This is a genomic window from Cellulomonas humilata (assembly GCF_030814415.1).
Classification (GTDB): Bacteria; Actinomycetota; Actinomycetes; order Actinomycetales; family Cellulomonadaceae; genus Cellulomonas; species Cellulomonas humilata_A.
In genome coordinates, this window is the sequence record NZ_JAUSVB010000004.1 from 59,245 (window position 1) to 81,563 (window position 22,319).

The 22,319-nt window shown below is 71.7% G+C and carries 22 protein-coding genes; 7 read left to right on the forward strand and 15 right to left on the reverse strand.

Going from position 1 to position 22,319, the window contains the following annotated elements; genetic code table 11:
* Window positions 1-87 precede the first annotated feature (87 nt).
* The 3 genes from J2X26_RS14275 to J2X26_RS14285 all read right to left on the reverse strand — a co-directional run bounded on the left by J2X26_RS14275 (window position 88) and on the right by J2X26_RS14285 (window position 1,500).
* The gene (locus tag J2X26_RS14275; RefSeq protein WP_307493279.1) at window positions 88-588 is read right to left on the reverse strand and encodes a GNAT family N-acetyltransferase; all 501 of its coding nucleotides are present in this window, start codon (window positions 586-588) and stop codon (window positions 88-90) included.
* Between the two features lie 35 nt (window positions 589-623).
* Entirely contained in the window at window positions 624-788 is a 165-nt protein-coding gene (locus tag J2X26_RS14280) for a hypothetical protein (RefSeq protein ID WP_307493280.1), read from the reverse strand.
* A gap of 64 nt (window positions 789-852) precedes the next feature.
* Window positions 853-1,500 carry an MBL fold metallo-hydrolase gene (locus J2X26_RS14285; RefSeq protein ID WP_307493281.1) on the reverse strand — a complete coding sequence of 216 codons (648 nt, stop codon included), beginning with the start codon at window positions 1,498-1,500 and terminating at the stop codon, window positions 853-855.
* A gap of 77 nt (window positions 1,501-1,577) precedes the next feature.
* Here J2X26_RS14285 and J2X26_RS14290 point away from each other — a divergent pair, with 77 nt between their 5' ends.
* On the forward strand, window positions 1,578-2,342 hold the full coding sequence (locus J2X26_RS14290; protein ID WP_307493282.1) for a ParA family protein: 765 nt from the start codon (window positions 1,578-1,580) through the stop codon (window positions 2,340-2,342).
* A 66-nt stretch (window positions 2,343-2,408) separates the two neighbouring features.
* Here the strand turns inward: J2X26_RS14290 and J2X26_RS14295 are convergent, their stop codons facing one another.
* The 8 genes from J2X26_RS14295 to J2X26_RS14330 form a co-directional block, all read right to left on the reverse strand.
* Window positions 2,409-3,002 carry a MerR family transcriptional regulator gene (locus J2X26_RS14295; RefSeq protein WP_055914562.1) on the reverse strand — a complete coding sequence of 198 codons (594 nt, stop codon included), beginning with the start codon at window positions 3,000-3,002 and terminating at the stop codon, window positions 2,409-2,411.
* Window positions 3,003-3,182: 180 nt separating this feature from the next.
* Entirely contained in the window at window positions 3,183-3,707 is a 525-nt protein-coding gene (locus J2X26_RS14300; protein ID WP_307493284.1) for a bifunctional nuclease family protein, read from the reverse strand.
* A 69-nt stretch (window positions 3,708-3,776) separates the two neighbouring features.
* Complete coding sequence (ftsR, locus tag J2X26_RS14305) at window positions 3,777-4,547, reverse strand: transcriptional regulator FtsR (RefSeq protein WP_307493286.1); 771 nt, start codon at window positions 4,545-4,547, stop codon at window positions 3,777-3,779.
* 40 nt (window positions 4,548-4,587) lie between these two features.
* The gene (locus J2X26_RS14310) at window positions 4,588-5,052 is read right to left on the reverse strand and encodes an FHA domain-containing protein (protein WP_307493287.1); all 465 of its coding nucleotides are present in this window, start codon (window positions 5,050-5,052) and stop codon (window positions 4,588-4,590) included.
* A gap of 141 nt (window positions 5,053-5,193) precedes the next feature.
* A complete protein-coding gene (locus tag J2X26_RS14315; protein WP_307493289.1) occupies window positions 5,194-6,363 on the reverse strand; it encodes a DUF881 domain-containing protein in 1,170 nt (389 codons plus the stop codon).
* 2 nt (window positions 6,364-6,365) lie between these two features.
* Window positions 6,366-6,698 carry a small basic family protein gene (locus J2X26_RS14320; protein ID WP_307493290.1) on the reverse strand — a complete coding sequence of 111 codons (333 nt, stop codon included), beginning with the start codon at window positions 6,696-6,698 and terminating at the stop codon, window positions 6,366-6,368.
* Window positions 6,695-7,648 carry a DUF881 domain-containing protein gene (locus tag J2X26_RS14325; RefSeq protein WP_307493292.1) on the reverse strand — a complete coding sequence of 318 codons (954 nt, stop codon included), beginning with the start codon at window positions 7,646-7,648 and terminating at the stop codon, window positions 6,695-6,697. Before J2X26_RS14325 ends, J2X26_RS14320 begins: the two co-directional genes overlap by 4 nt.
* Window positions 7,645-8,244 carry a CDP-alcohol phosphatidyltransferase family protein gene (locus J2X26_RS14330; RefSeq protein WP_307493293.1) on the reverse strand — a complete coding sequence of 200 codons (600 nt, stop codon included), beginning with the start codon at window positions 8,242-8,244 and terminating at the stop codon, window positions 7,645-7,647. Before J2X26_RS14330 ends, J2X26_RS14325 begins: the two co-directional genes overlap by 4 nt.
* A 103-nt stretch (window positions 8,245-8,347) precedes the next feature.
* Between J2X26_RS14330 and J2X26_RS14335 the strand changes: the two genes are divergently transcribed.
* Together J2X26_RS14335 and J2X26_RS14340 are read left to right on the forward strand one after the other, a co-directional pair.
* Entirely contained in the window at window positions 8,348-8,761 is a 414-nt protein-coding gene (locus J2X26_RS14335) for a CoA-binding protein (protein WP_307493294.1), read from the forward strand.
* 259 nt (window positions 8,762-9,020) lie between these two features.
* Window positions 9,021-10,799 (forward strand): DEAD/DEAH box helicase, encoded by a 1,779-nt coding sequence (locus J2X26_RS14340; protein ID WP_307493296.1) that lies wholly within the window; start codon window positions 9,021-9,023, stop codon window positions 10,797-10,799.
* 56 nt (window positions 10,800-10,855) lie between these two features.
* Here the strand turns inward: J2X26_RS14340 and J2X26_RS14345 are convergent, their stop codons facing one another.
* On the reverse strand, window positions 10,856-13,546 hold the full coding sequence (locus J2X26_RS14345; RefSeq protein ID WP_307493298.1) for a substrate-binding domain-containing protein: 2,691 nt from the start codon (window positions 13,544-13,546) through the stop codon (window positions 10,856-10,858).
* Window positions 13,547-13,758: 212 nt separating this feature from the next.
* Between J2X26_RS14345 and J2X26_RS14350 the strand changes: the two genes are divergently transcribed.
* The 3 genes from J2X26_RS14350 (at window position 13,759) to J2X26_RS14360 (ending at window position 19,833) form a co-directional block, all read left to right on the forward strand.
* Complete coding sequence (locus tag J2X26_RS14350) at window positions 13,759-14,748, forward strand: LacI family DNA-binding transcriptional regulator (RefSeq protein ID WP_307493299.1); 990 nt, start codon at window positions 13,759-13,761, stop codon at window positions 14,746-14,748.
* A 174-nt stretch (window positions 14,749-14,922) separates the two neighbouring features.
* Entirely contained in the window at window positions 14,923-17,520 is a 2,598-nt protein-coding gene (locus J2X26_RS14355) for a glycoside hydrolase family 6 protein (RefSeq protein ID WP_307493300.1), read from the forward strand.
* A 90-nt stretch (window positions 17,521-17,610) separates the two neighbouring features.
* Window positions 17,611-19,833, forward strand: a complete 2,223-nt coding sequence (locus tag J2X26_RS14360) for a cellulase family glycosylhydrolase (protein ID WP_307493301.1) — start codon at window positions 17,611-17,613, stop codon at window positions 19,831-19,833.
* Window positions 19,834-19,873: 40 nt separating this feature from the next.
* Here J2X26_RS14360 and J2X26_RS14365 read toward each other — a convergent pair whose 3' ends face one another.
* Window positions 19,874-20,977, reverse strand: coding sequence for a threonine aldolase family protein (locus J2X26_RS14365; protein WP_439897860.1), 1,104 nt, complete (start codon window positions 20,975-20,977; stop codon window positions 19,874-19,876).
* A gap of 29 nt (window positions 20,978-21,006) precedes the next feature.
* Here J2X26_RS14365 and J2X26_RS14370 point away from each other — a divergent pair, with 29 nt between their 5' ends.
* Window positions 21,007-21,495: a DUF6328 family protein gene (locus tag J2X26_RS14370; protein ID WP_307493305.1), complete on the forward strand. Its 489-nt coding sequence runs from the start codon at window positions 21,007-21,009 to the stop codon at window positions 21,493-21,495.
* Between the two features lie 7 nt (window positions 21,496-21,502).
* On the opposite strand, the gene J2X26_RS14375 is transcribed toward J2X26_RS14370, so the two are convergent.
* Together J2X26_RS14375 and J2X26_RS14380 are read right to left on the reverse strand one after the other, a co-directional pair.
* Window positions 21,503-21,907, reverse strand: a complete 405-nt coding sequence (locus J2X26_RS14375; RefSeq protein WP_307493306.1) for a Fur family transcriptional regulator — start codon at window positions 21,905-21,907, stop codon at window positions 21,503-21,505.
* A 93-nt stretch (window positions 21,908-22,000) separates the two neighbouring features.
* Complete coding sequence (locus J2X26_RS14380; protein WP_055914607.1) at window positions 22,001-22,282, reverse strand: HU family DNA-binding protein; 282 nt, start codon at window positions 22,280-22,282, stop codon at window positions 22,001-22,003.
* Window positions 22,283-22,319: the final 37 nt, after the last annotated feature.

The window sequence follows — 22,319 nt, forward strand, 5'->3', positions numbered from 1 at the left end:
CGCGCCCCAGGCCGGCCGCTGCGCTGGTCGCACGTTATGACAGTGGCGCTGCCGTGGTGCCGTGCCCGTGCGAGATGGCTCAGCCGATCAGGCTGACGCGGCGTCGCGCAGGGTGAGCACGTACCGCTCCTCGGTCTGCGACTGGTCGCGCGGGACCACCTGCCGCTCGCCGGTCCGCGTGAAGCCGGCCCGGACGAACAGGTCGCCCGCGGCGTTGTTGCCGTCCAGGAGCCACAACGACACCGTCCGGGCGTCCTGCGCGACGGCAGCCTGACGCACGGCGTCCAGCAGCGCCCAGCCCACACCGTGGCGCCGCGACTCGGGCGCCACCCAGAGGGCGACGATGTGCCGGTCGTCCACCGGCGAACCGGGCTCCTGCATCATCGTGACGAGACCCCGGCCGACGCCGTCGTCGTCCAACGCGACCCAGGTCGTCGACGTCCGCAGGCGCATCCGCCAGTGCGACTCGACGAACCGTTCCTCGCGGCTCAGCGACGCACCGAAGACGTTCGGGTCCTCGCGCAGGGCGCGCAGCCGGACATCCTGGACAAGTCGCCAGTCGTTCTCCACCACCTGTTGGACAAGCACGGTCACAGGATGCCTCACGTCGGACGAAAGGGCGCTCAGGGCACGTCGCGTGCCGTCGACTCGCCCGCCGCCGGTGCGCCGCCGTGACCGGCGGGATCAGGCACGGCGCGGGCGGCGTCGGCGATCTCCTCCTCCGGTCGGGGCGGCACGGTCTCGTCGTACTCGAGCTCGGGCACCTCGTGCCCCACGGACTCCGTCACAGCGGTCTCCTTCCGACGCCAACAACCGTACGGGCGGTGCGAGTGGTGCGACAGCCCAGCGGCCTCAGAGGTCGATGCCCTCGCCCGGGTCGAGCGCGACGGGCTCCCCCGCGCCGCCCAGCCGGCCGAGCAGTGCGATCGCCATCCCCTGGCCGATCGCACTGAGCAGGGCGTCGTGGACGACCACGATCCGGCCCGGTCCCACGCTGCGCACGTAGTCGACGACCTCGCCCAGCTTCAGCCACGGTGCTCCGAGCGGCGTGCACAGCACGTCGACCTGGGAGCCTGCGGGATCGATGAAGGCGTCTCCCGGATGGAGCACGCCCTCGACGAGGTAGCCGACGTTGTGGATGCGCGGCACGTCCTGGTGGACAAGGGCGTGCCACTCCCCCAGCGCCGCCACGTCGAACCCCCCTGCGGAGAACGTCTCTCCCGCGCTGACCGGGTGCACGCGGTCCGCGGGCGCACCGGCCTCGACGAGCGCATCGACGACCGACTGCGGCGCCCACACCTGCACCCCGCCGCCCTGCGCGGCCTCCGCGAGTGGCTCCGTCGCGACGTGGTCGGGGTGCTCGTGGGTGACGAGGACCGCCTGTACCCCGTCGAGCGCAGCGGGAAGGTCGGAGAAGACCCCGGGATCGATGACCAGGCGATCACCGCCACGGTCGAGTCGGATGCAGGCGTGTCCCCAGCGCGTCAGGCGGATGCTCATCCGATCAGTCTGTCCTGACCAGCGCGAACGCGCGCGGCGTTTCGCTCCCGACGCGTCGCCCGGATACGGTTGCGCACGTGCTGGTGCTCGGGGTGTGCAGTCTCAAGGGTGGCGTGGGCAAGACGTCGATCACCCTCGGTCTGGCGTCGGCGGCCCTCGAGCGCGGGCTGCGCACGCTGGTCATCGACCTCGACCCGCAGGGCGACAGCACCATGGCGCTCGGGGCGCGGCCGCTGGACGGCGACGTCGCGTCGCTCCTCGACCAGCCGGGTGAGTCGACGATGTCGGCGGCGACCGTCCTGTCCTCGTGGGCCGACGACGGCCTCGACGTCCTCGCCGGCTCGGAGCGGTCGGCCGTGCACGACCGGATGGACGGCACCGACGTCGACCGCCTGCGCTACGCGTTGTCCTGGGTGCACGGCTACGACCTCGTGATCATCGACTGCCCGCCATCCCTGGGCGGACTCACCCGCACGGGTCTGGCGGCCTGCGACCGGGCACTCGTCGTCACCGAACCGGGTCTGTTCGCCGTCATGGCGGTCGGCCGAGCGATGCGCACCATCGACGAGCTCCGTCGCGGTCCCGCGCCCGCGCTCCAGCCGCTCGGCATCGTCGTGAACCGGGTCCGCTCCCGCTCGATCGAGCAGGCGTTCCGGCTCGAGGAGCTGCAGACCCTCTACGGGCCGCTGGTCCTCACTCCCCCGGTCCCGGAGCGCGCGGCGCTCCAGCAGGCCCAGGGCGCTGCCCAGCCCGTGCACGCGTGGCCCGGAGCCGCGGCCGCCGAGCTGGCGCGCACGTTCGACGCCCTGCTGGACCGTGCGCTGCGCGCGCCCCGACACTGAGCCGAAACGCCCCGGAGATGACGAGAGCGGCCGCCCGACGGGCGGCCGCTCTCCGAGGTGTGCAGGTCAGCCGGCGGTCCGAGCCTGACGACGCAGCGCGAGCTCGTCGTGCGCCGACGGCTGGATGACGAGCTCGTCCTCCTCGTCCGCACGCTCGGTCGGCAGGGCAGCGAGGGTGCCCTCGACCTCTCGCCAGACCCGGCCGACCGCGATGCCGAAGACACCCTGGCCGCCCTGCACGAGGTCGATGACCTCGTCCGCGGACGTGCACTCGTAGACGCTGGCACCGTCGGACATCAGGGTGATCTGGGCGAGGTCGTCGACCCCGCGCTCACGCAGGTGGCTGACCGCGGTGCGGATCTGCTGCAGCGAGACGCCCGTGTCGAGCAGCCGCTTGACCACCTTCAGGACGAGGATGTCCCGGAAGCTGTACAGGCGCTGCGTGCCTGAGCCGGTGGCCGGTCGGATCGACGGCTCCACCAGTCCGGTGCGTGCCCAGTAGTCGAGCTGGCGGTAGGTGATCCCAGCGGCCCGGCACGCCGTCGGTCCGCGGTAGCCGGTCGCAGTGTCGAGGTCAGGGAGGTCGTCGTCGAACAGCATGCCCTGAGCGCGCTGAGGCACTGCCCCGCTGACGCTCTCGGCGCTCTCGTTGCTGGTCACGAATCCTCCACTCGTCGCACGCCGGTCGGCGGACATCTCCCCCGGCTGCTTGTCAGACTAGGCCCGTGGGGGTGCAGACGCCATGACGCCCATGGGCGTGTCGCGACGGGCGAGTCTCACCTTCGACCTGAACGCGAAGGTTCACCCCTCAGTACCCGCGAGCAACCGTCGGTCGACGCCTCAACGACCCTCTCCGCCCCCCTGGTCGTCCGGTTCCACCCCCGTCGTGAAGTCCTCGGGCGTGACGACGTCCAAGAACCGTCGGAACCGCTCCAGATCCTGCTCCGACGTCGTGGTCCGCACCTCCACGCCCGCCACCGCGACGACCTCGGCGGAGCACAGCACAGGACACCCGAACCGCAGCGCCATCGCGATGGCGTCCGACGCGCGCGAGTCCACGCGTGGCCCGGTGCGCAGCACAAGCTCGGCGTGGAACACCCCGTCCTCGAGCCGGGTGATCTCGACCCTGGTCAGCCCGGAACCCGTGGCGATGAGCACGTCACGCAGGAGGTCGTGCGTCATGGGCCGTGGCGGCACGATCCCCGCCTGGGCGGACGCGATGGCACTCGCCTCGGTGGGCCCGATGAGGATCGGGACGAGGAGCTCGGAGTCGGGATCGAGCAGCAGCACGACGATCTCCTCGTCGGCAAGGTGCTGGCGCACGCCGACGACCTCGACCGGAACAAGCTCGGCGTCCTCTCCCATGCAGCCCACGCTACGACGCGGACGCCGATCCGGCTCCCCCCGCGGGCAGACGAACTGTGACGGGCTCCGCTACGGGGTCAGGTCGGCGACCGCGGCGCGCACGAGTGCGGTGTGCATCTGCGTGCACAGCTCGCCCACCTCGGCCGCCAGCGTGCTCGCACGCGCACGCGACGAGGCGCTGCGCTGACCACGCCACGGAGTGACGACCTGCTCGACCAGATCCGCCTGCCGGTCCGCTGACGTGCGGAACTGCCGCAGGTGACGCGCGTCGATGCCGTGCTCGGCGAGGGCCGCGGCGGCGACCACGATCTCCCTGGCCCACAGGTCGAACGACCCTGAGCGGTCCACCCGGAGCACGCCCGCGGTGACGAGCTCGTCGACGAAGCCCACCTCGACGCCGGACTCGCGGGCGAGGGCGTCGATCGTCCAACGCGTCCCAGGGACCTCCCGGACTCCGTCACGCGTCGCGAGGCGTGCGCGGGGGGCCGGCTCGTCCTCCTCGCCGGCGTCGAGAGCCGCCAGGCGGTCACCGATGACCTTCAACGGCATGTACCGGTCCCGCTGCTGACGCAGCACGAAGCGCAGACGCTCGATGTCGGCGGGTGAGTACTGCCGATAGCCGGCCGCGGTCCGCACCGGCTCGACGAGCCCCTGCTCCTCGAGGAAGCGGAGCTTGGACGTGGTGACAGCCGGGAACTCGATCTGCAGCGACGCCAGCACGTCGGAGATCCGCATCGATGCGCGACGGGAGATGCCACGGGGCCACGGCTCGTGCTCGCCGGCGAGCGCGACGACGTCCTGCGCCTCGGCCTGGACGCGCTGCGCGCGAGCGCTCGTCACGAGGCAGCTCCCCTCGGGCCGAGCGTCTGGGACCGGGCGGTCACGCGCCGGCCGCGTCGCGGTGCGGGCTGGGGTGGAACGTCATGCGGTACTTGCCGATCTGCACCTCGTCGCCGGACCGCAGCACCGACTGGTCGATGCGTGACCGGTTGACGTAGGTGCCGTTGAGCGACCCGATGTCGCGCACCGCGAACGTCGTGCCCTCACGGACGAACTCCGCGTGCTTGCGCGACACCGTGACGTCGTCGAGGAAGATGTCGGCCCCCGTGGACCGACCCGCGACGGTCCGCTCGGCATCGAGGAGGAACCGTGCGCCGGCGCTCGGTCCGCGCTGCATGACCAGGAGGGCCGACGTCGGCGGGAGCGCGTGCACGGCTGCGACCTCGTCCGGAGTCAGTCCGACAGGCGCCGACGCCTCGATCTCGACCGGTTCGATCGCTCCGAAGCTCATCGTCGTGTCGGGTCCGTGGGCTGGACGCCCGACCTGCGGGTCCTCGCCGCTCATGCCACCTCCCGGGCCCGTTCATCACGTCGACCACCGGTGTCTCTCGGGGTCACGCACACCCTATGCGGAGCGAGCGGGTCGGCGCAGCACGTCCGGCGCTCGTTGCGACGCGATCGCGCTGGTCGGCGGCGCAGATCCGGACTAATCGGCCTGCGGCGGGACAGGGGTCGCGTACACCGGGTCGGGCACCGCGCGCACCGCGTCGACCTCGACCAGGTCCAGCCGGTCCACGGTTCCCTTGCCGCCGTCGTTGCGCACCTGCGCCATCGCGCCGCCGGGGATCTGCAGCGCTGGCGCGATGATGTCCGGGTCCCCGATGGCGAGCCACCGGTACGGCGCGCTCAGCTCGACGCCGTCGAGCACCACCGCGCCACGGGCGCCGGTGAACGCGCTGCTCGCCGTGACACGCTGGTCGTTGAGCTGGATCGCCTCCGCCCCGGCGTTGCGCATCTCCTCGAGCATGTTGAGCATCGTGATCGGCTTGATGAACCGGTCGGTCTCCGTGAGCGTGACGATCACCCCCGGCCCTTCGGCCGGCAGCCGTCCCGCGAGGATCCCCTGCGTCTCGGCGCTGCGCCGCAGGGCGTCGAGCGCCGCTTGGCGGCGGTCCGAGCCCGAGAGCAGGTCATCACGCTCTCGGGCGAGGTCGGCCGCCTCCCGGGCGAGCGCGTCCCCCCGGTTCGTGGTCTCGTCGAGGATGCGGACCAGGTCACCCTGCCGCATCCCGGCGAGGTCCGTCTCGCCCGACTGCCGGACCTGCGCGACCAGGGCGAAGCCGAGGACAGCACACAGGACGCCGGCGAGGAGCTGCGCACGGTTGGCCCGCGGCTTCAGCGCCTGGCCGAGCACCGCCCAGCTGCTCGGCGCCGGAGGAGCGGTCTCGACGACGGTCTCGTCGCTCTCCGTCGCGCCGGGCAGAGCCTCGGGTGCCTCGGGTGCGTCTGGTTCGGCCGGCGTGAAGTCCGGCGCGACGAACACCCGGACATCGTGCGGAACGGGCTCAGTCTGGGGTTCCCGCACGTCGGACGGCGAGCTGATGTCGTCGGGCTCGTCCTCCGGCACGACGGGGGGCAACGAGTTCGCGTCGTCGGGCTCGTCCTCGGGCACCACGGGGGGCAACGAGTTCACGTCATCAGGCTCGTCCTCCGGCACGACCGGCGGCAGCGAGTTCACCTCGTCGGGCTCGTCGTCCGGCACGACCGGGGGCAGCGAGTTGGGCTCGTCCTCCGGCACGACGGGGGGCAGCGAGTTGGGCTCGTCGGCAGGCAGCCGATCGTCCTGCTGCTGCGGGCCGTCCAGGGGCTCGTTCACCGTCACGCCTTGAACAGGTGTCGACGGATCGACGCGGCGTTGGAGAAGATCCGGATCCCGAGCACGACCACGACGGCGGTCGACAGCTGGGTGCCGACGCCGAGCTGGTCGCCGAGGAACACGATCAACGCGGCGACCACGACGTTGGACAGGAAGGAGATGAGGAAGACCCGGTCGTCGAAGATCCCGTCGAGCATCGCGCGGAACCCGCCGAACAGGGCGTCGAGGGCTGCCACGACCGCGATCGGGAGGTAGGGCTGGAGCTCCAGAGGCACGGTGGGCTGCAGGAGCAGGCCTCCGACGACCCCGATGATCAGGCCGATGACTGCGATCACGTGTCGTCCTTCCCTGTCGGACCAGCAGACCCTGCCATACCGTCCTCGTCCGGCGCATCCTCGACTGCCCCCGGCGACGGCACAGGAGCGGCAGTCGACTCGGGCACGCGCGCCGAGTACATCGTGACCAGACCGGTGCCGGGCAGCTCGAGCTTGCTCTGCGAGGACAGCTGGACGCCGATGCCGTAGGTCGTGCGCAGCGTCGCCAGGTGCTGTCCGGCGCTGGCGCGGGCGAGCTCGGTCTGCATGTGGACGGCGTCGCCGACAGCCTCGACGGTGTACGGGCTGCTGAGGGCGACGAGGTCGACCAGCACCGCGTCCCCCGCGCTCCGGATCGCGGTCATGGCGGAGATCCGCTGCCCGTTCACCGCGATGGCCTCGGCACCGGCGGCCCACAGCCCGTTCACGACGACCTGCAGGTCGACGTCCTGCACCCGCAGGGACTGGTCGACGACGTCCGGGTCGTCGGAGGGCGCATCGGTGAGGACGAGACGCAGGCCGGGCCCCGTGACCGGCATGACGCCGGCCTGGACCGCGTCGGCCTCGATCTGGTCACGGACGGGCTGGGCCTCGTCGCCCAGGACCTCCTCCTGCAAGGTCGCGATCTCCTCCGTCATCGTGGTGATGTCGGCCTGGATCGCGTCCGCCTCCGTGCTGCGCTGCTCGATCTGCGACTCGAGCAGGTCACGTGCTTCCTGCACCGAGCTGGTGGGCTGCCGCAGCGCGACCGTGGCCGCCGTCGCACCGAGACCCAGTGCGATCGCCAGCGCCACGAGGCCGGCGGTCGACCGTCGCGTCCGTCGCGGCTCCGACCCCGCGGCCCGGCGGGCTGCGGCGTCGGCGTAGCCGGGGTCGAGCGGGCGTCGGTAGACCTCGGTCAGGAGCGTCATCGAGGCGTCCGGGCTGCGCTGGGTCTCCTCGGTCGCCTCGGACCCGTGCCGCGGGCTCATCCGGCGTCCGCCGACTCGCGCAGGAGGTGGCGCGCCTGGGTGAGGTAGACGGCGGCCGAGAACCAGTACAGCGCGACGCCCCAGAGGGCGCAGGCCCATCCCACGACGCCGGCGGCCGTGCCGATCCACGAGTCCCACTGCGCGAGCAGGAGCAGCGGGAACGCGTAGAGCAGCGCGAACGTCCCGGCCTTGCCCGCCAGGTGCACCTGGAGCGGGGCGTACCCCGCCCTGGCCAGCACGACGAGCATCACCGCAAGGACCACGTCACGCAGGACCAGGACCCCGAGCAGCCACCACGGCACGACACCGCTCCATGCGAGGGCGACGAGCGTCACGATGATGAAGAGCCGGTCCGCTGCCGGGTCCAGCAGCTGGCCCAGCCGGGAGACCTGACCGAGCCGGCGCGCCAGCACGCCGTCCAACCAGTCGCTCGCCCCGGAGAGCGCGAGCACGGCGACCGCCCACCCGTCCTGGCCGCGCACGATCAGCAGCGCGAACACGGGGACGAGAAGGAGTCGCACGAGGCTGATGATGTTCGGGACGGTCAGCACGCGTGTGGAGACGACGTCGTTGCTCGCCACTGCCTCCCCCGTCACCGTCTCGTCCTGGCGGCGTCGATCCTATGCGGCCTCGGGACCGGCTCCGGACGACTGCACGCCTTCGGCTGCAGCACCCGGTGGGTGGTGCGACAGTTCTGAGATGGTCCACCGCAACGATCCCGATGTCATCACCCGACTCCTGACCGTCCCCGGACGGTGGGCGGTCGTCGGCCTGTCGACCAACACGTCGCGCGCGGCGTACGGCGTCGCCTCGTACGTCCAGTCGCTCGGCCACGAGATCGTGCCCGTCCACCCGCAGGCACCGACCGTGCACGGCGCCGCCGGCGTGCGCTCGCTCGCCGACCTGGACGGACCGGTGGACGTGGTGGACGTCTTCGTGAACAGCTCGCTGTGCGGCGACGTCGTCGACCAGGCCGTCTCCGTGGGTGCCCGCGCCGTCTGGCTGCAGCTCGGGGTCGTCGACGAGGCAGCGGCCGAGCGCGCCCGCGCCGCCGGGCTCGACGTCGTGATGGACGCGTGCCCTGCGATCGAGGGTTCGCGCCGCGGTCTGTGACGTTGTGCGCGACGTCACCTGCGGCAACACTGCCGAGACGGACGCGCGACCGGTAGACTCCTCCACGAATCTGGAGTTCGTCGCGTCCCCCTTCGAGGCGTCGCCACCGCCGCTGAGCCGGTCGGGGCCCGCCTCGCGTCGTGTGGTCTAGGCATCGCGTGAGCGGTTGCCACTGGGTGGTCCGGGGCTGCGACCCGCTGTTCGCCGACCCGGTGCACGGTTCAGGGCTCCGCCCCGCGATGATCGGTTCCCCCACTTCATGAGCTCTGCCCTGTCCTCTGCGCCCTCTGACTCTGCTCAGATCCCCGCTGACGCCACCTTCTCCGACCTCGGCCTGCCGCCGGCCCTCGAGGCCGCGATCTCCGACCTCGGCTTCACCGTCCCGTCCGCCATCCAGTCCCAGGCGGTCCCCGCGCTGCTGAGCGGCCGCGACATCGTCGGCGTCGCCCAGACCGGCACCGGCAAGACCGCCGCGTTCGGCCTGCCGCTGCTCGCCGCCATCGACTACGACCTGCCGGCCGTCCAGGCCGTCGTCCTGACCCCGACGCGTGAGCTGGCGATGCAGGTGGCGGACGCCATCCAGTCGTTCGCGACGCACCTTCCCGGCCTGAACGTCCTCGCCGTGTACGGCGGTTCGCCGTTCCTGCCGCAGCAGCGCGCGCTGGCCCGCGGCGCTCAGGTCGTCGTCGGCACCCCCGGCCGCGTCCTGGACCACCTCGACCGCCGCACGCTGAAGATGGACAACGTCCGCTTCCTGGTGCTGGACGAGGCCGACGAGATGCTGCGCATGGGCTTCGCCGAGGACGTCGACAAGGTCCTCTCCGCCGCCCCCCGCGAGCGACAGGTCGCCCTGTTCTCCGCCACGATGCCGCCGCAGATCCGCCGCGTCGCCGAGCAGCACCTGAACCGCCCCGTCGAGATCACGGTCTCGCGCCAGGCGTCGACGGTGACCAGCGTCCGGCAGACCTACGCCGTCGTCCCGCACCGTCACAAGACCGGTGCGCTCGCCCGCGTCCTGGCCGTGTCGCCTGCGGACGCGGCGATCGTGTTCGTCCGCACCCGTGGTGCGGCCGAGGAGGTCGGCAGCGCGCTGATCGAGCGCGGCATCTCCGCGGCGTACATCTCCGGTGACGTCGCCCAGACCGAGCGGGAGAAGATCGTCGACCGGCTGCGCACCGGGGCGCTCGACGTCCTCGTCGCCACCGACGTGGCCGCGCGCGGTCTCGACGTCGACCGCATCGGGCTCGTCGTCAACTTCGACGTGCCGCGCGAGCCGGAGACGTACGTGCACCGCATCGGCCGCACCGGTCGCGCGGGACGCGAGGGCGAAGCCCTGTCGTTCGTCACGCCGTCCGAGCAGTCGCGCCTGCGCCAGATCGAGCGCACGACGCGCCAGTCGCTCCAGCAGGTCGAGATCCCCTCGCCCGCCGAGGTCTCCGCCCACCGGGTGCAGACCCTGCTGGCCCGTACGGCTGCCCGTGCCGAGCTGGACCGCCTGGACCTCTACCGCGAGGCCATCGCGGTGCACCTCGCCCAGAACCCGGACGTCGACCCGTTCGAGCTGCTCGCCGTGGTCACCGCGCTCGCCGTCGGCGACGAGGGCCCCGTGGCGGTCCAGCACGGCGACGACCTCGACGACGCCCTCTCGCGCGCCCACCTCACCGGTGGCAGCGACCGTGGCAACGACCGCTCCGACCGGCCCGAGCGCGGCGAGCGTCGCCGTTCCGACACGCACGTCGCCGGTGGCTCGCCGCGGTGGCGCGTCGCCGTCGGCCACCGTGACGGCCTCCAGCCGGGTGCCCTCGTGGGTGCGCTCACCGGCGAGGGCGGCCTGACCGGCAAGGACGTCGGCAAGATCGACATCTTCGGCAGCTTCGCGCTCGTCGACATCCCGGCCGGCCTCTCCGCCGACGTGATCGACCGCCTCGCCCGCACGCGGGTCGCCGGTCGGCCGCTGCGCATCCGCCTCGACCAGGGTCCCCGCCCGGGTCACGGCGCCTCGCGCCCGACGCACGGCCCGGCTCGCGGCCGCAGCTGACAAGCACGACGACGCCCTGTCTCCCGGTACCGGGAGGCAGGGGCGTCGTGCTGTCGCTATCGCAGGACCGACCCCGACCGGCCCTGTCGGGACGCGCCGCGCAGCAGGGTGATGTCCGCCTCGCGGAGCACCTCGCCCACGTCCCGGAACCCGCGGATGCTTCCGAGGACGCCGATGGCCAGGCGCGAGCCGAGCTCCTGACGCAGCTGGTCGAGCAGGAGCGAGAGCCGGGCGGGCACGCCTCCGGGGCCGACGTCGTCCAGCAGCACCACGAAGTCGTCCTCCGCGATGCGCGCGGGAGTGTCCCCCTCACGCAGGGGGCGCCGCAAGCGCCGGACCAGCTCGCGATGCAGGTCCAGGCGTGCGTCCCCGTCGGACTCGAGCCGTCCCTGCGTGGGGATCGGGGGGACGTCGAGCACCCGGACGAGGGCCAGCGCGCAGTCGTAGCCGGGTGACCGTCGGGTGCGCAGCACGGCGGCACCGAGCCGGTCGAGGAACAGCAGCCGGTTGACCAGGCCCGTCTCGGGGTCGCGCAGGGCGTCGCGCTGGAGGGCGATCTCCTGCTCCTTGCGCTCCGTGACGTCCACCAGCGCACCGACCAGGCGAGCCGGACAGCCCGCGTCGTCCAGCACCGTGACGGCGCGGCACAGCATCCAGCGGTAGTCGCCCGACGACGTACGGACGCGGTGCTCGAGCTCGAGCGGCGAACCGGCACCCGCGAGCTGGGAGGCGATCGACGCCGAGAGCTCGTCGCGGTCGGCCGGGTGCACGCGTTCGAGCCACTCGCCCGGCGAGTCGCCGATGACGTCGTCGTCGTAGCCCAACGTCTGCTTCCAGCGCGGCGAGTAGTAGACCGTGCCCGCCGAGACGTCCCAGTCCCACGTGCCGTCGTGCGCGGCCATGGACGCCAGCGCGTAGCGCTCCTCGCTCGCCCGCACCGTGTCCGCCAGGGACCGCTCACGAGCGGCTGCCTGTTCGAGCGCCCGGCGCTGCTCCCGCAGGTTGGCCAGCAGACGCTCCTGGTCGAGCGCCACCGCGAGCAGCGCAGCCCAGTGGTTGAACCGGTCCCGGGCGCTCGTCGCCCGCGTCTCCACGGTGCCGTCGATGGCGAGCAGGCCCCAGTCGCTGCCGCCGAAGGTCACGGGGACCACGAAGGTCAGCTCGTTGGACCCGACCGTGCCCGCGCGCGTCAGAGCGGCCGGCGGGAACTGGCTGGCCGTCGTCCGCACGCCGACCAGGCGCGACAGGGTGCCCGACGTGTCGTGCACGCCGACGATCTCCATCTCGCGGTCCCCCGGGCCTCGGTCCGCCCCGAGCCACAGCCCGAGACAGGCGTGGCCGCGGACGCCCCGCGGAAGCCATCCCAGGGCGCGCGGGCTCGCGCCGTCGCCCCGCAGGAGATCCATGTCGACCTCGTACTGGTCGACGATCGTGCGCTCGAGCTGACCGCTGCGCGCCAGCATGGCGCGCGTGCAGCCCTTCGTCAGCGCGAGGAGCACCTCCGTGACGGCGCGTCGGACAGCCGTCTCGTGCTCCGGACGCGAGAGCGCTTCCACCACGTCTGCCTCCACGCCGCGCAGGCAGATGACCAACTGCTCGAGCGCTTCGGGGTGCGGTTGCATCGCCGAGGTGACATCCGCGAGCCGGGCCAGCGTCGCGGTACCGGGGACCGACCCGCGCTCCGCGGCCGTCTCGATCGGCTCCACGACGGCGTGCCACCACGTCTCGCGTGGCGCCACGCCCGTGCGACGCGCACCGCCCACCCCCGTCGGACCGACGAAGGCCGTTCCTGCGAGGGCCCGCAGGACCTGGTAGCCGCTCCGGCTGCCTGCGCCGGCCCCCGCGGCCGGTGCCGACCGGGCGGACTCGGTGCACCCGCAGGACTCGCGCAGCACGAGGGTGGACGGGGCGCGGTACTCGCCGCCGGGGACCTCCTCGCCGCGCATCCGGGACAGCAGCAGGGACACCGCCGTCTCACCGACGCGGTCGTAGTGCGCGTCGACCGTGGACAACCGGGGCGTCACGCGCGCGCCGGAGTCGGCATGGTCGAACCCGATCACCGCCTGGTCCCGCGGCAGCACCAGGCCGGCGGCCCGCAGCGCGCGCTGGAAGCCGATCGCGTTCCGGTCCGTCGCCGCGATCGCCGCGGTCGTCGGGGATCCGGCCGCCAGCATGCGGGCCGCGGCGTCGGCCCCGCCCTGCTCGTGGTTGTCCGACGACTCGTAGATCCAGCTGTCCGGGGGCTCGATGCCGTGGTCGGCGAGGGTCGCGCGGTAGGCGGCGAACCGCTCGCGCATGTCCCGCTGCGTCAGGCAGCCGACGAAGCCGATCGCCGTGTGGCCGTGCCCGAGCAGGTGCTCGACGGCGGCGCGCACCCCGCCGAGGTTGTCGGGCAGGACGACGGCGTCGTCGCCGGACTGCGGCTCCTCGCTCACGAGCACGAGGGGCAGACCCCACTGCTGCACGGAGGCGAGCCGGTCGCTGCGCAGCGCCTTGCCGACGACGACCAGGCCGTCGACGGCGCCGAGGGCCACGGGCGCGTCGAGGATCGACTCGTCCGGGTACCTCTCCCTGTCGAGCCCTGCCGGGTACGTCTGCACCGCGACCACGCGATGTCCGGCCGCCCGCGCCGCTCGTGCCACCCCAGCGATCAGGGCACCGAAGTAGAACCCGCCGACCACCGGCGAGAGCACACCGATCGTCCGCCTCGCCGTCGGTGAGACCGGTCCGCGCCGCACTGTTCCCATGACCCCACATCCCTCGCCCACGTCGTCGGAGCCGAGATGATGCAATTCACCCGCATCGGGCGACACACTAGGTGATCGTGGTCACACCTGCATATGACTCCGGAGTACCCGGCTCTTCCGCGTCGCCTTCGACGCCGTCGTCCGGGCCGTCCTCCCCCAGCTCCTCCCATGCCCCGGCACCGGCGCCGGCGCGCCGTCCGACGATCACCGACGTGGCACGCGCCGCGGGTGTCTCGATCGCCGTCGTGTCCTACGCGCTCAACGGTCGACCGGGGGTCTCGGCTGCGACCCGCGAACGCGTCCTGCGCGTCGCGGACGAGTTCGGCTGGCGACCCAGCGCGGCCGCGAGGTCGATGCGCACGGGACCGCGCGCGATCGGTCTCGTGTTCGATCGCGGTGCCGCCGGACCGGTGGCACAGGCCACCGGGGTGCTCGAGTTCGTCATCTCGCTGCAGGAGGTGCTGGCGACCCGCAACCTCGCTCTCGTGCTCCAGCTCGTCGACGGCCCGGAGGCCGCCGTCACCCTGTACGGCGAGTGGTGGGCCGAGCGCCGGTTCGACGTCATGGTCGTCACCGACGTGCTCGCCGAGGATCCGCGGATCGACGCGCTCCGACGCCTCCGCGCCCCAGCGGTCATCGTCAGTGCAGGTCAGAGCGATGTCGACCTGGCCGCCGTGACGCTCGACGATGCCGAGGCGTTCGTCCGCGTCGGTCGATACCTGCTTGAGCTGGGGCACCGGCACGTCGCTCTCGTCAGCGGCCCCAAGGAGCTCGTGCGCACCCGGGAACGCTTCGCCGCCCTCACGGGGGTGCTCGACGCGGCCAGCGGCGTGCTCGTCCACGAGGCCACGGGAGGGACCGCCGAGGAGGCCGCGGTGGCGACCCGGCGGCTGCTGACCGGCGGCCGCGCGCCGACCGCGATCGTGTACGACTCGGACCAGATGGCGGTCGCGGCGCTCGACGTCGCGCGCCGTACGGGGCTCGCGGTGCCGTGGGACCTGTCGGTGATCGCGGGCTCGGACTCGGCGCTCTGCCGGCTCGCCACGCCGTCGATCACGACGCTCCCCTCGGCCCAGCGGGAGCTCGGGACGGCCACCGGCGAGGCGGTCCTCGCGGTGCTCGACGGAGACCTGCGCGCGCGACGCGAGCTCCAGATCGGTGGCCTCGCCGTGCGCGGGAGCACCGGTCCCCGATCAAGATGAGAACGCTCTCATGCGTGTTTCATTTTGGTAACGGCGAGAACCTAAACGATTCGCCCCGTGCCGCCCGGAAAGTCCGCATGGTGATCTACGTCCAGTCGCCGTGGACTTTCCCGGCCGACATGCGCCCGGACGGGACGGCCGACCGGGCACGCCGAACGACACCCGGAGGACTACGTGTCCACACACGGCAAGAGAGCGGTGAGGCAGCGCCTGCGCGCGGCCACGACCGCAGCGGCAGCGATGGCGCTGCTCGCAGCCCCCCTGTGCATCACGACCAGCGCGAGCGCGGCCGAGGCGCACGTCGACAATCCCTTCGCCGGCGCGACGCAGTACGTGAATCCCACGTATGCGGCAGCCGTTGAGAGCGCTGCCACACGTGCCGGCGACGCCACGCTGGCTGCGAAGATGCGGACGGTGGCCAAGCAGCCGACCGCCGTCTGGATGGACCGGATCAGTGCGATCACCGGCAACGCCGACGGCAACGGCCTGAAGTTCCACCTGGACAACGCGGTCGCCCAGAAGGGCTCCGGCCCGATCGTCTTCAACCTGGTCATCTACGACCTGCCCGGCCGCGACTGCTTCGCCCTCGCGTCGAACGGTGAGCTCCCCGCCACCGACGCCGGGCTTGCGCGGTACAAGACCGAGTACATCGACGCCATCGCCGCGCTCCTGGCCGACCCGAAGTACCAGGACCTGCGGATCGTGGCGACGATCGAGCCCGACTCGCTGCCGAACCTGGTGACGAACATCTCAGAGGCCGCCTGCCAGCAGGCCGCGCCGTACTACAAGGCCGGCGTGAAGTACGCGCTGGACAAGCTGCACGCCATCCCGAACGTCTACAACTACATCGACATCGGCCACTCGGGCTGGCTCGGGTGGGACAGCAACGCGGGCCCCTCCGCCACGCTGTTCGCCGACGTGGCCAAGACCACGACCGCCGGCTTCGCGTCGATCGACGGATTCGTCAGCGACGTGGCCAACACGACGCCGCTCGTCGAGCCGTACCTGCCGGACTCCACGATCTCGGTCGGTGGCACGCCGATCCGGTCGAGCTCGTTCTACGAGTGGAACTTCGACTTCGACGAGGTCGACTACACGGCGCACATGTACCGCCTGCTCACCGCGGCCGGGTTCCCGTCGTCGATCGGCATGCTCGTCGACACGTCGCGCAACGGCTGGGGCGGCTCCGCTCGTCCGACCGCCACGTCGACCAGCACCAACCACAACACCTACGTCAACGAGTCCAAGGTGGACAAGCGCGTCCACCGTGGCGCGTGGTGCAACCCGCTCGGTGCCGGTATCGGCGAGCTTCCCCAGGCGTCGCCGTCGGGCTACACCGCCTCGCACCTCGACGCGTTCGTCTGGATCAAGCCCCCGGGTGAGTCCGACGGTGCGTCCACCGAGATCGAGAACGACCAGGGCAAGCGGTTCGACCGCATGTGCGACCCGACCTTCGTGTCGCCCAAGCTGAGCAACCAGCTCACCGGCGCCACGCCGGGCGCCCCGCTGGCCGGTCAGTGGTTCGAGGCGCAGTTCAAGACCCTCGTCGCCAACGCCTACCCGGCCATCCCCGGCGGCACCACGCCCACCGACACGACGGCGCCGTCGGTGCCGACGGGTCTGACGGCCGGTACCACCACCCAGACGTCGGTCCCGCTGTCCTGGACCGCGTCGACCGACAACGTGGCCGTCACCGGTTACGACGTCTACCGCGGCACCACCCTGGTGGGCACCTCCACCTCGACGAGCTACACCGTGACCGGCCTGTCGGCCGCGACCGCGTACTCGTTCACGGTCCGCGCCAAGGACGCCGCCGGCAACGTGTCCGCCGCGTCCTCCGCGGTCTCGGCCACCACCCAGACCGGCACGGTCACCGACACGACGGCGCCCTCGGTGCCGACGGGTCTGACCGCAGGCACCACCACCCAGACGTCGGTCCCGCTGTCCTGGACCGCGTCCACGGACAACACCGGTGGTTCTGGTCTGGCCGGCTACGAGGTCTACCGCGGCACCACCCTGGTGGGCACCACGACCTCGACGAGCTACACCGTGACCGGACTGACGGCCGCGACCGCGTACTCGTTCACGGTCAAGGCCAAGGACCTGGCGGGCAACCTCTCCGCTGCGTCCGCCGTGGTCTCGGCCACCACCCAGACCGGCACCATCACCGACACGACGGCGCCCTCGGTGCCGACGGGTCTGACCGCCGGTACCACCACCACGACGTCGGTCCCGCTGTCCTGGACCGCGTCCACCGACAACGTGGCCGTCACCGGCTACGACGTCTACCGCGGCACCACCCTGGTGGGCACCACCACCTCGACGAGCTACACCGTGACCGGCCTGACGGCCGCGACCGCGTACTCGTTCACCGTCAAGGCCAAGGACGCCGCCGGCAACGTGTCCTCCGCCTCCAGCTCGGTCTCGGCCACCACCCAGACCGGGACCTCGACGGGTGCGTGCTCGGTCAAGTACACGGCGAGCAGCTGGAACACCGGCTTCACCGCCTCGGTGAAGGTCACCAACACCGGGACCTCGGCCCTGTCCTCCTGGTCGCTCGGCTTCTCCTTCGCCAACGGCCAGAAGGTCACCCAGGGCTGGAGCGCCGACTGGACCCAGTCCGGCACCGCGGTCACGGCGAAGAACGCCGCCTGGAACGGCACCCTCGGTGCCGGACAGAGCGTCGACATCGGGTTCAACGGCTCCCACACCGGGACCAACAACAACCCGACGGCGTTCACCCTGAACGGCGCCACCTGCACCATCGCGTGATCTAGCGCATGACGAGCGGGGGTCCTCCAGCGGAGGGCCCCCGCTCTGCATGCCGGGCCATCCCGAAACCATTCAGCACCGAGGAGAACCGTGTCCCCCACCCACCGCCTACGCATACTGGCGACGAGCGTCGCCGCGACAGCCGCCCTGGCCGCGCCCCTGGTGATCGGAGCCGTCCCGGCCAACGCCGCTGCGGGTGACGACTGGCTGCACGTGTCCGGCAACAAGATCGTCGACGAGTCCGGGAAGGAGGTCTGGCTGACGGGGACCAACTGGTTCGGGTTCAACGCGAGCGAGCGCGTCTTCCACGGCCTCTGGTCCGCCAACATCACGACGCTGACCAAGAGCATGGCCGACCGCGGCATCAACACCGTCCGCGTGCCGATCTCCACGCAGCTGCTGCTCGAGTGGAAGGCGGGGACGTTCCTGAAGCCGAACGTCAACACGTACGCCAACCCCGAGCTCGAGGGGAAGAACAGCCTCCAGATCTTCGACTACTGGCTGACCCTCTGCGAGAAGTACGGCATCAAGGTCTTCCTCGACGTGCACAGCGCGGAGGCCGACAACGCGGGCCACGTGTACCCCGTGTGGTGGAAAGGCTCCATCACCACGGATGACGTCTACGCCGGCTGGGAGTGGGTGGCCGAGCGGTACAAGAACAACGACACGATCGTCGGCGCGGACGTCAAGAACGAGCCGCACGGGACGCAGGGCTCCACCGAGCGCGCCAAGTGGGACGGGTCGACGGACAAGGACAACTTCAAGCACTTCGCCGAGACGGCCGGCCGCAAGATCCTGGCCATCAACCCGAACTGGCTGATCTTCGTCGAGGGCATCGAGGTCTACCCGAAGCCGGGAGTCCCGTGGACGTCGACCGGCCTGACGGACTACTACGGCACCTGGTGGGGCGGGAACCTGCGAGGCGTGCGGGACTTCCCGATCAACCTGGGGTCGAACCAGGACCAGCTCGTCTACTCCCCGCACGACTACGGACCGCTCGTGTTCGAGCAGAAGTGGTTCCAGGGCACCTGGGACCGGACGACGCTCGAGCGCGACGTGTGGGACCCGAACTGGCTGTACCTGCACAAGGAGAACATCTCGCCGCTGCTCATCGGCGAGTGGGGCGGCTTCATGGACGGCGGCCGCAACGAGAAGTGGATGGTCGCCATCCGCGACCTCATCGTCGACCGCCGCCTGAGCCACACGTTCTGGGTGCTGAACCCGAACTCCGGGGACACCGGCGGCCTGCTCAACTACGACTGGACCACGTGGGACGAGCCCAAGTACGCCCTGCTCAAGCCGTCGCTGTGGCAGGACGGCGGCAAGTTCGTCGGCCTCGACCACCAGGTGCCCCTGGGCGGCACCGGCAGCACCACGGGCAAGTCCGTGTCGGACGTCGGCGGGCAGACCGGTGACACCACAGCCCCGACGACGCCGGCCAACCTCTCCGCCGGGACGCCGTCGACCACGAGCATCCCGCTCAGCTGGTCGGCGTCGACCGACAGCGGTTCCGGCGTCGCCGGCTACCAGGTGTACCAGGGCACGACGCTCGTCGGGAACACGACGTCGACGAGCCTGACCGTGACCGGGCTGTCGCCCGACACCGCGTACTCGTTCTCGGTGCGCGCCAAGGACGTGGCCGGCAACGTGTCGGCAGCATCCACGGCCGTCACCGCTCGGACGGCCGTCGTCACCGGGAGCGACACCGTCGCACCGAGCGTCCCGACAGGACTCGAGGCCGGTACAGGGACGACGACGTCGATCCCGCTGCGCTGGAACGCGTCGACCGACAGCTCGGGCGGCTCGGGCGTGGCCGGCTACGACGTGTACCGCGCCGGCACGCTGGTCGGGAGCAGCACGACGCCCAGCTACACGGCCACGGGTCTGGCCGCAGGGACGTCGTACGTGTTCACGGTCGTCGCCAAGGACGTCGCCGGCAACCGGTCCGCAGCGTCGACGGCGCTGACCGCGTACACCGCTCCGGAGGTGTCCACCGGCTCGTGCGCGGTCACCTACACCGCGAACAGCTGGAGCACGGGCTTCACGGGCTCCGTGAAGATCACCAACACGGGAACCAGCCCGTTAGCGGGATGGACGCTGGCCTTCACGTACGCGAACGGTCAGAAGGTGACGCAGGGCTGGAGCGCCACCTGGTCGCAGACGGGATCCGCAGTCACCGCGACGGGCGTGGCGTGGAACTCGACCCTGGCACCCGGTGCCAGCACCGAGATCGGGTTCAACGGCACGCACATCGGCACCAACACGGCGCCGACCTCGTTCACGATCAACGGCGCGGCCTGCACGGTGAAGTGACGGCGTGGCGCGCGGGGGTCCGCAGCAGGACCCCCGCGCGTCAGCTCACGGCGTCCGTGACCGCGGCGACGAGCTCGTCGATGTCGTCGTCCGTGGTGTCGAACGAGCACATCAGCCGGACCTCACCGGTCTCCACGATCCAGTCGTAGAACCGCCACCGTCGGCGCAGGACGTCCGCGACGCCCGGCGGAAAGATCACGAAGATGCCGTTGGCCTGCGTCGGCCGCGTCACCTGGACGCCCGGCAGGTCCTCGATGCCGGCTCGCAGCCGGGCGGCCATCGCGTTGGCGTGCCGCGCGGACCGCAGCCACAGGTCCCCCTCGTACAGCGCGACGAGCTGCGCGGAGACGAAGCGCATCTTCGAGGCGAGCTGCATGTCCATCTTGCGCAGGTAGGTCAGACCGCCGTCCGCCGTGGGGTCGAGCACGACGACGGCCTCCCCGTACAGCAGGCCGTTCTTGGTGCCGCCGAGCGAGAGGAGGTCGACGCCGGCGTCGGTGGTGAAGTCGCGCAGCGGCACGCCGAGGCTCGCGGCCGCGTTGGAGATCCGCGCGCCGTCGAGGTGGAGCCGGAGGCCGTGCTCGTGCGCCTGGTCGGCCAGCGCGCGCACCTCGTCGGGCGTGTACAGCGTGCCCAGCTCGGTCGACTGGGTGATCGACACGACGCCCGGCTGGGCGCGGTGCTCGTCGCCGAACCCCCACGCCTGCGTCGCGACGAGCTCCGGGGTCAGCTTGCCGTCGGGCGTCGGCACGGTCAGCAGCTTGATGCCGCCCATCCGCTCCGGGGCCCCGTTCTCGTCCGTGTGGATGTGCGCGGTCTCCGCACAGACGACTGCGCCCCACCGCGGCAGGACGGACTGCAGCGACAGCACGTTGGCGCCGGTGCCGTTGAACACCGGGAACACCGTGGCCTGGTCACCGAAGTGCTGGACGACCACCTCGTGCAGCCGGGACGTGTAGACGTCCTCGCCGTACGCGGTCTGGTGGCCACCGTTGGCCTCGGCGATCGCGGCGAGCACCTCGGGGTGCACCCCCGCGTAGTTGTCGGAAGCGAAGTCGCGGCGGTCGGCATCGTGCAGTCGGGTCACAGGACCAGTCTCCCCGACGAGCACCGTCCCTCTGCACACGACGGGCGGGTGCGGCATGATCCGTGCAGACCACGAGGAGGACCACCGTGCACAAGCACGACGCCAACCCGGACGACGGCCGGGACGAGACCCACAACGAGCGCGCCGACCGCAACTGGAACGAGCTGCTGCAGGAGCTGCGCGTCACGCAGACCGGCACCCAGATCCTCACCGGCTTCCTGCTCACCATCCCGTTCCAGCAGCGGTTCGCGGACCTCGACGCCTTCCAGAAGGACCTCTACCTGGTGCTCGTGGTCCTCGCGGTGCTGGCGACCGCGCTGTTCGTCGCGCCCGTGAGCCTGCACCGCATCCTCTTCGGCCAGCGGCTCAAGCCCGAGCTGGTCACCGCCGGTGGCAGGTTCGCGCGCGCTGGTCTCGTGGTGCTCGCCCTCGTCATGGCCGGCAGCGCGATGCTGATCTTCGACGTGGTCCTGTCGCGCGACGCGGGCCGCGCCGTGGGGATCGCGTCGCTGGTGCTGCTGTTCGTGTCGTGGTGGCTGGTCCCCCGGCTCATCGCCCGACGCGCGCGCGACTGACGCTCCGTCAGGACGCGGCGACCGCCCGGCAGGTGGCGCAGGTGCCGACGAGCTCGATGGTGTGGTCGACGTCGTCGAAGCCGTGCGCGGCGCCGACCTGTGCAGCCCACGCCTCGGCCTGGCCGGCCTCGATCTCGACCGTCCGGCCGCACGACCGGCAGACCAGGTGGTGGTGGTGGCTGCGCTGCTCGCAGCGGCGGTACACCGACTCGCCGTCCTCCGTGCGCAGGACGTCGACATCACCGTGCTCGGACAGGCTCTGCACCGCGCGGTACACGGTGGCCAGACCGACGCTCGACCCGCGGGCCCGGAGCATCTCGTGGAGCTGCTGGGCGCTGCGAAACTCGTCGACGTCCTCGAGGAGGTCGAGGATCTCGGCGCGCTGCCGCGTCTGACGTGGGACCACGACCATCGCGCCGACCGTCCTTCCTGAGACTGGTTCCCACTATAACGCGACCGGGCCCCCGATCCCGGAGGATCGAGGGCCCGGTCGAGGGTGCTGAGGTCAGCCCTGGACGGCGCGCTTGAGGGCGCTGCCGGCGGTGAGCTTCACGCGGTAGCCCGCGGGGATCTCCAGCTTCTCGCCCGTCTGGGGGTTGATGCCGGTGCGAGCACCACGCTCGGCGCGGGCCACGGCCAGGAAGCCGGGGATCGTGACGGCCTCGCCGGCGGCGAGGTTCTCGACGAGGACCTCCTGGAAGGCCTTGAGGGCCTTGTCCGCGTCGGTGTTGGTGAGGCCGGTCTTGGCCGCGACGGCCTGGACGAGCTCGGTGCGGTTCACGCTCACTGGATGTGCTCCTCTGTGTTCACTCGGACATGCAGGC

Coding starts and splice junctions, on each gene's coding strand:
- J2X26_RS14335 (WP_307493294.1), top strand. CDS start 8,348: ATGGTCCACCGCAACGATCCCGATGTCATCACCCGACTCCTGACCGTC.
- J2X26_RS14340 (WP_307493296.1), top strand. CDS start 9,021: ATGAGCTCTGCCCTGTCCTCTGCGCCCTCTGACTCTGCTCAGATCCCC.
- J2X26_RS14285 (WP_307493281.1), bottom strand. CDS start 1,500: ATGAGCATCCGCCTGACGCGCTGGGGACACGCCTGCATCCGACTCGAC.
- J2X26_RS14310 (WP_307493287.1), bottom strand. CDS start 5,052: ATGAGCGGCGAGGACCCGCAGGTCGGGCGTCCAGCCCACGGACCCGAC.
- J2X26_RS14300 (WP_307493284.1), bottom strand. CDS start 3,707: ATGGGAGAGGACGCCGAGCTTGTTCCGGTCGAGGTCGTCGGCGTGCGC.
- J2X26_RS14325 (WP_307493292.1), bottom strand. CDS start 7,648: ATGAGCCCGCGGCACGGGTCCGAGGCGACCGAGGAGACCCAGCGCAGC.
- J2X26_RS14365 (WP_439897860.1), bottom strand. CDS start 20,977: ATGCCGCACCCGCCCGTCGTGTGCAGAGGGACGGTGCTCGTCGGGGAG.
- J2X26_RS14345 (WP_307493298.1), bottom strand. CDS start 13,546: ATGGGAACAGTGCGGCGCGGACCGGTCTCACCGACGGCGAGGCGGACG.
- J2X26_RS14375 (WP_307493306.1), bottom strand. CDS start 21,907: ATGGTCGTGGTCCCACGTCAGACGCGGCAGCGCGCCGAGATCCTCGAC.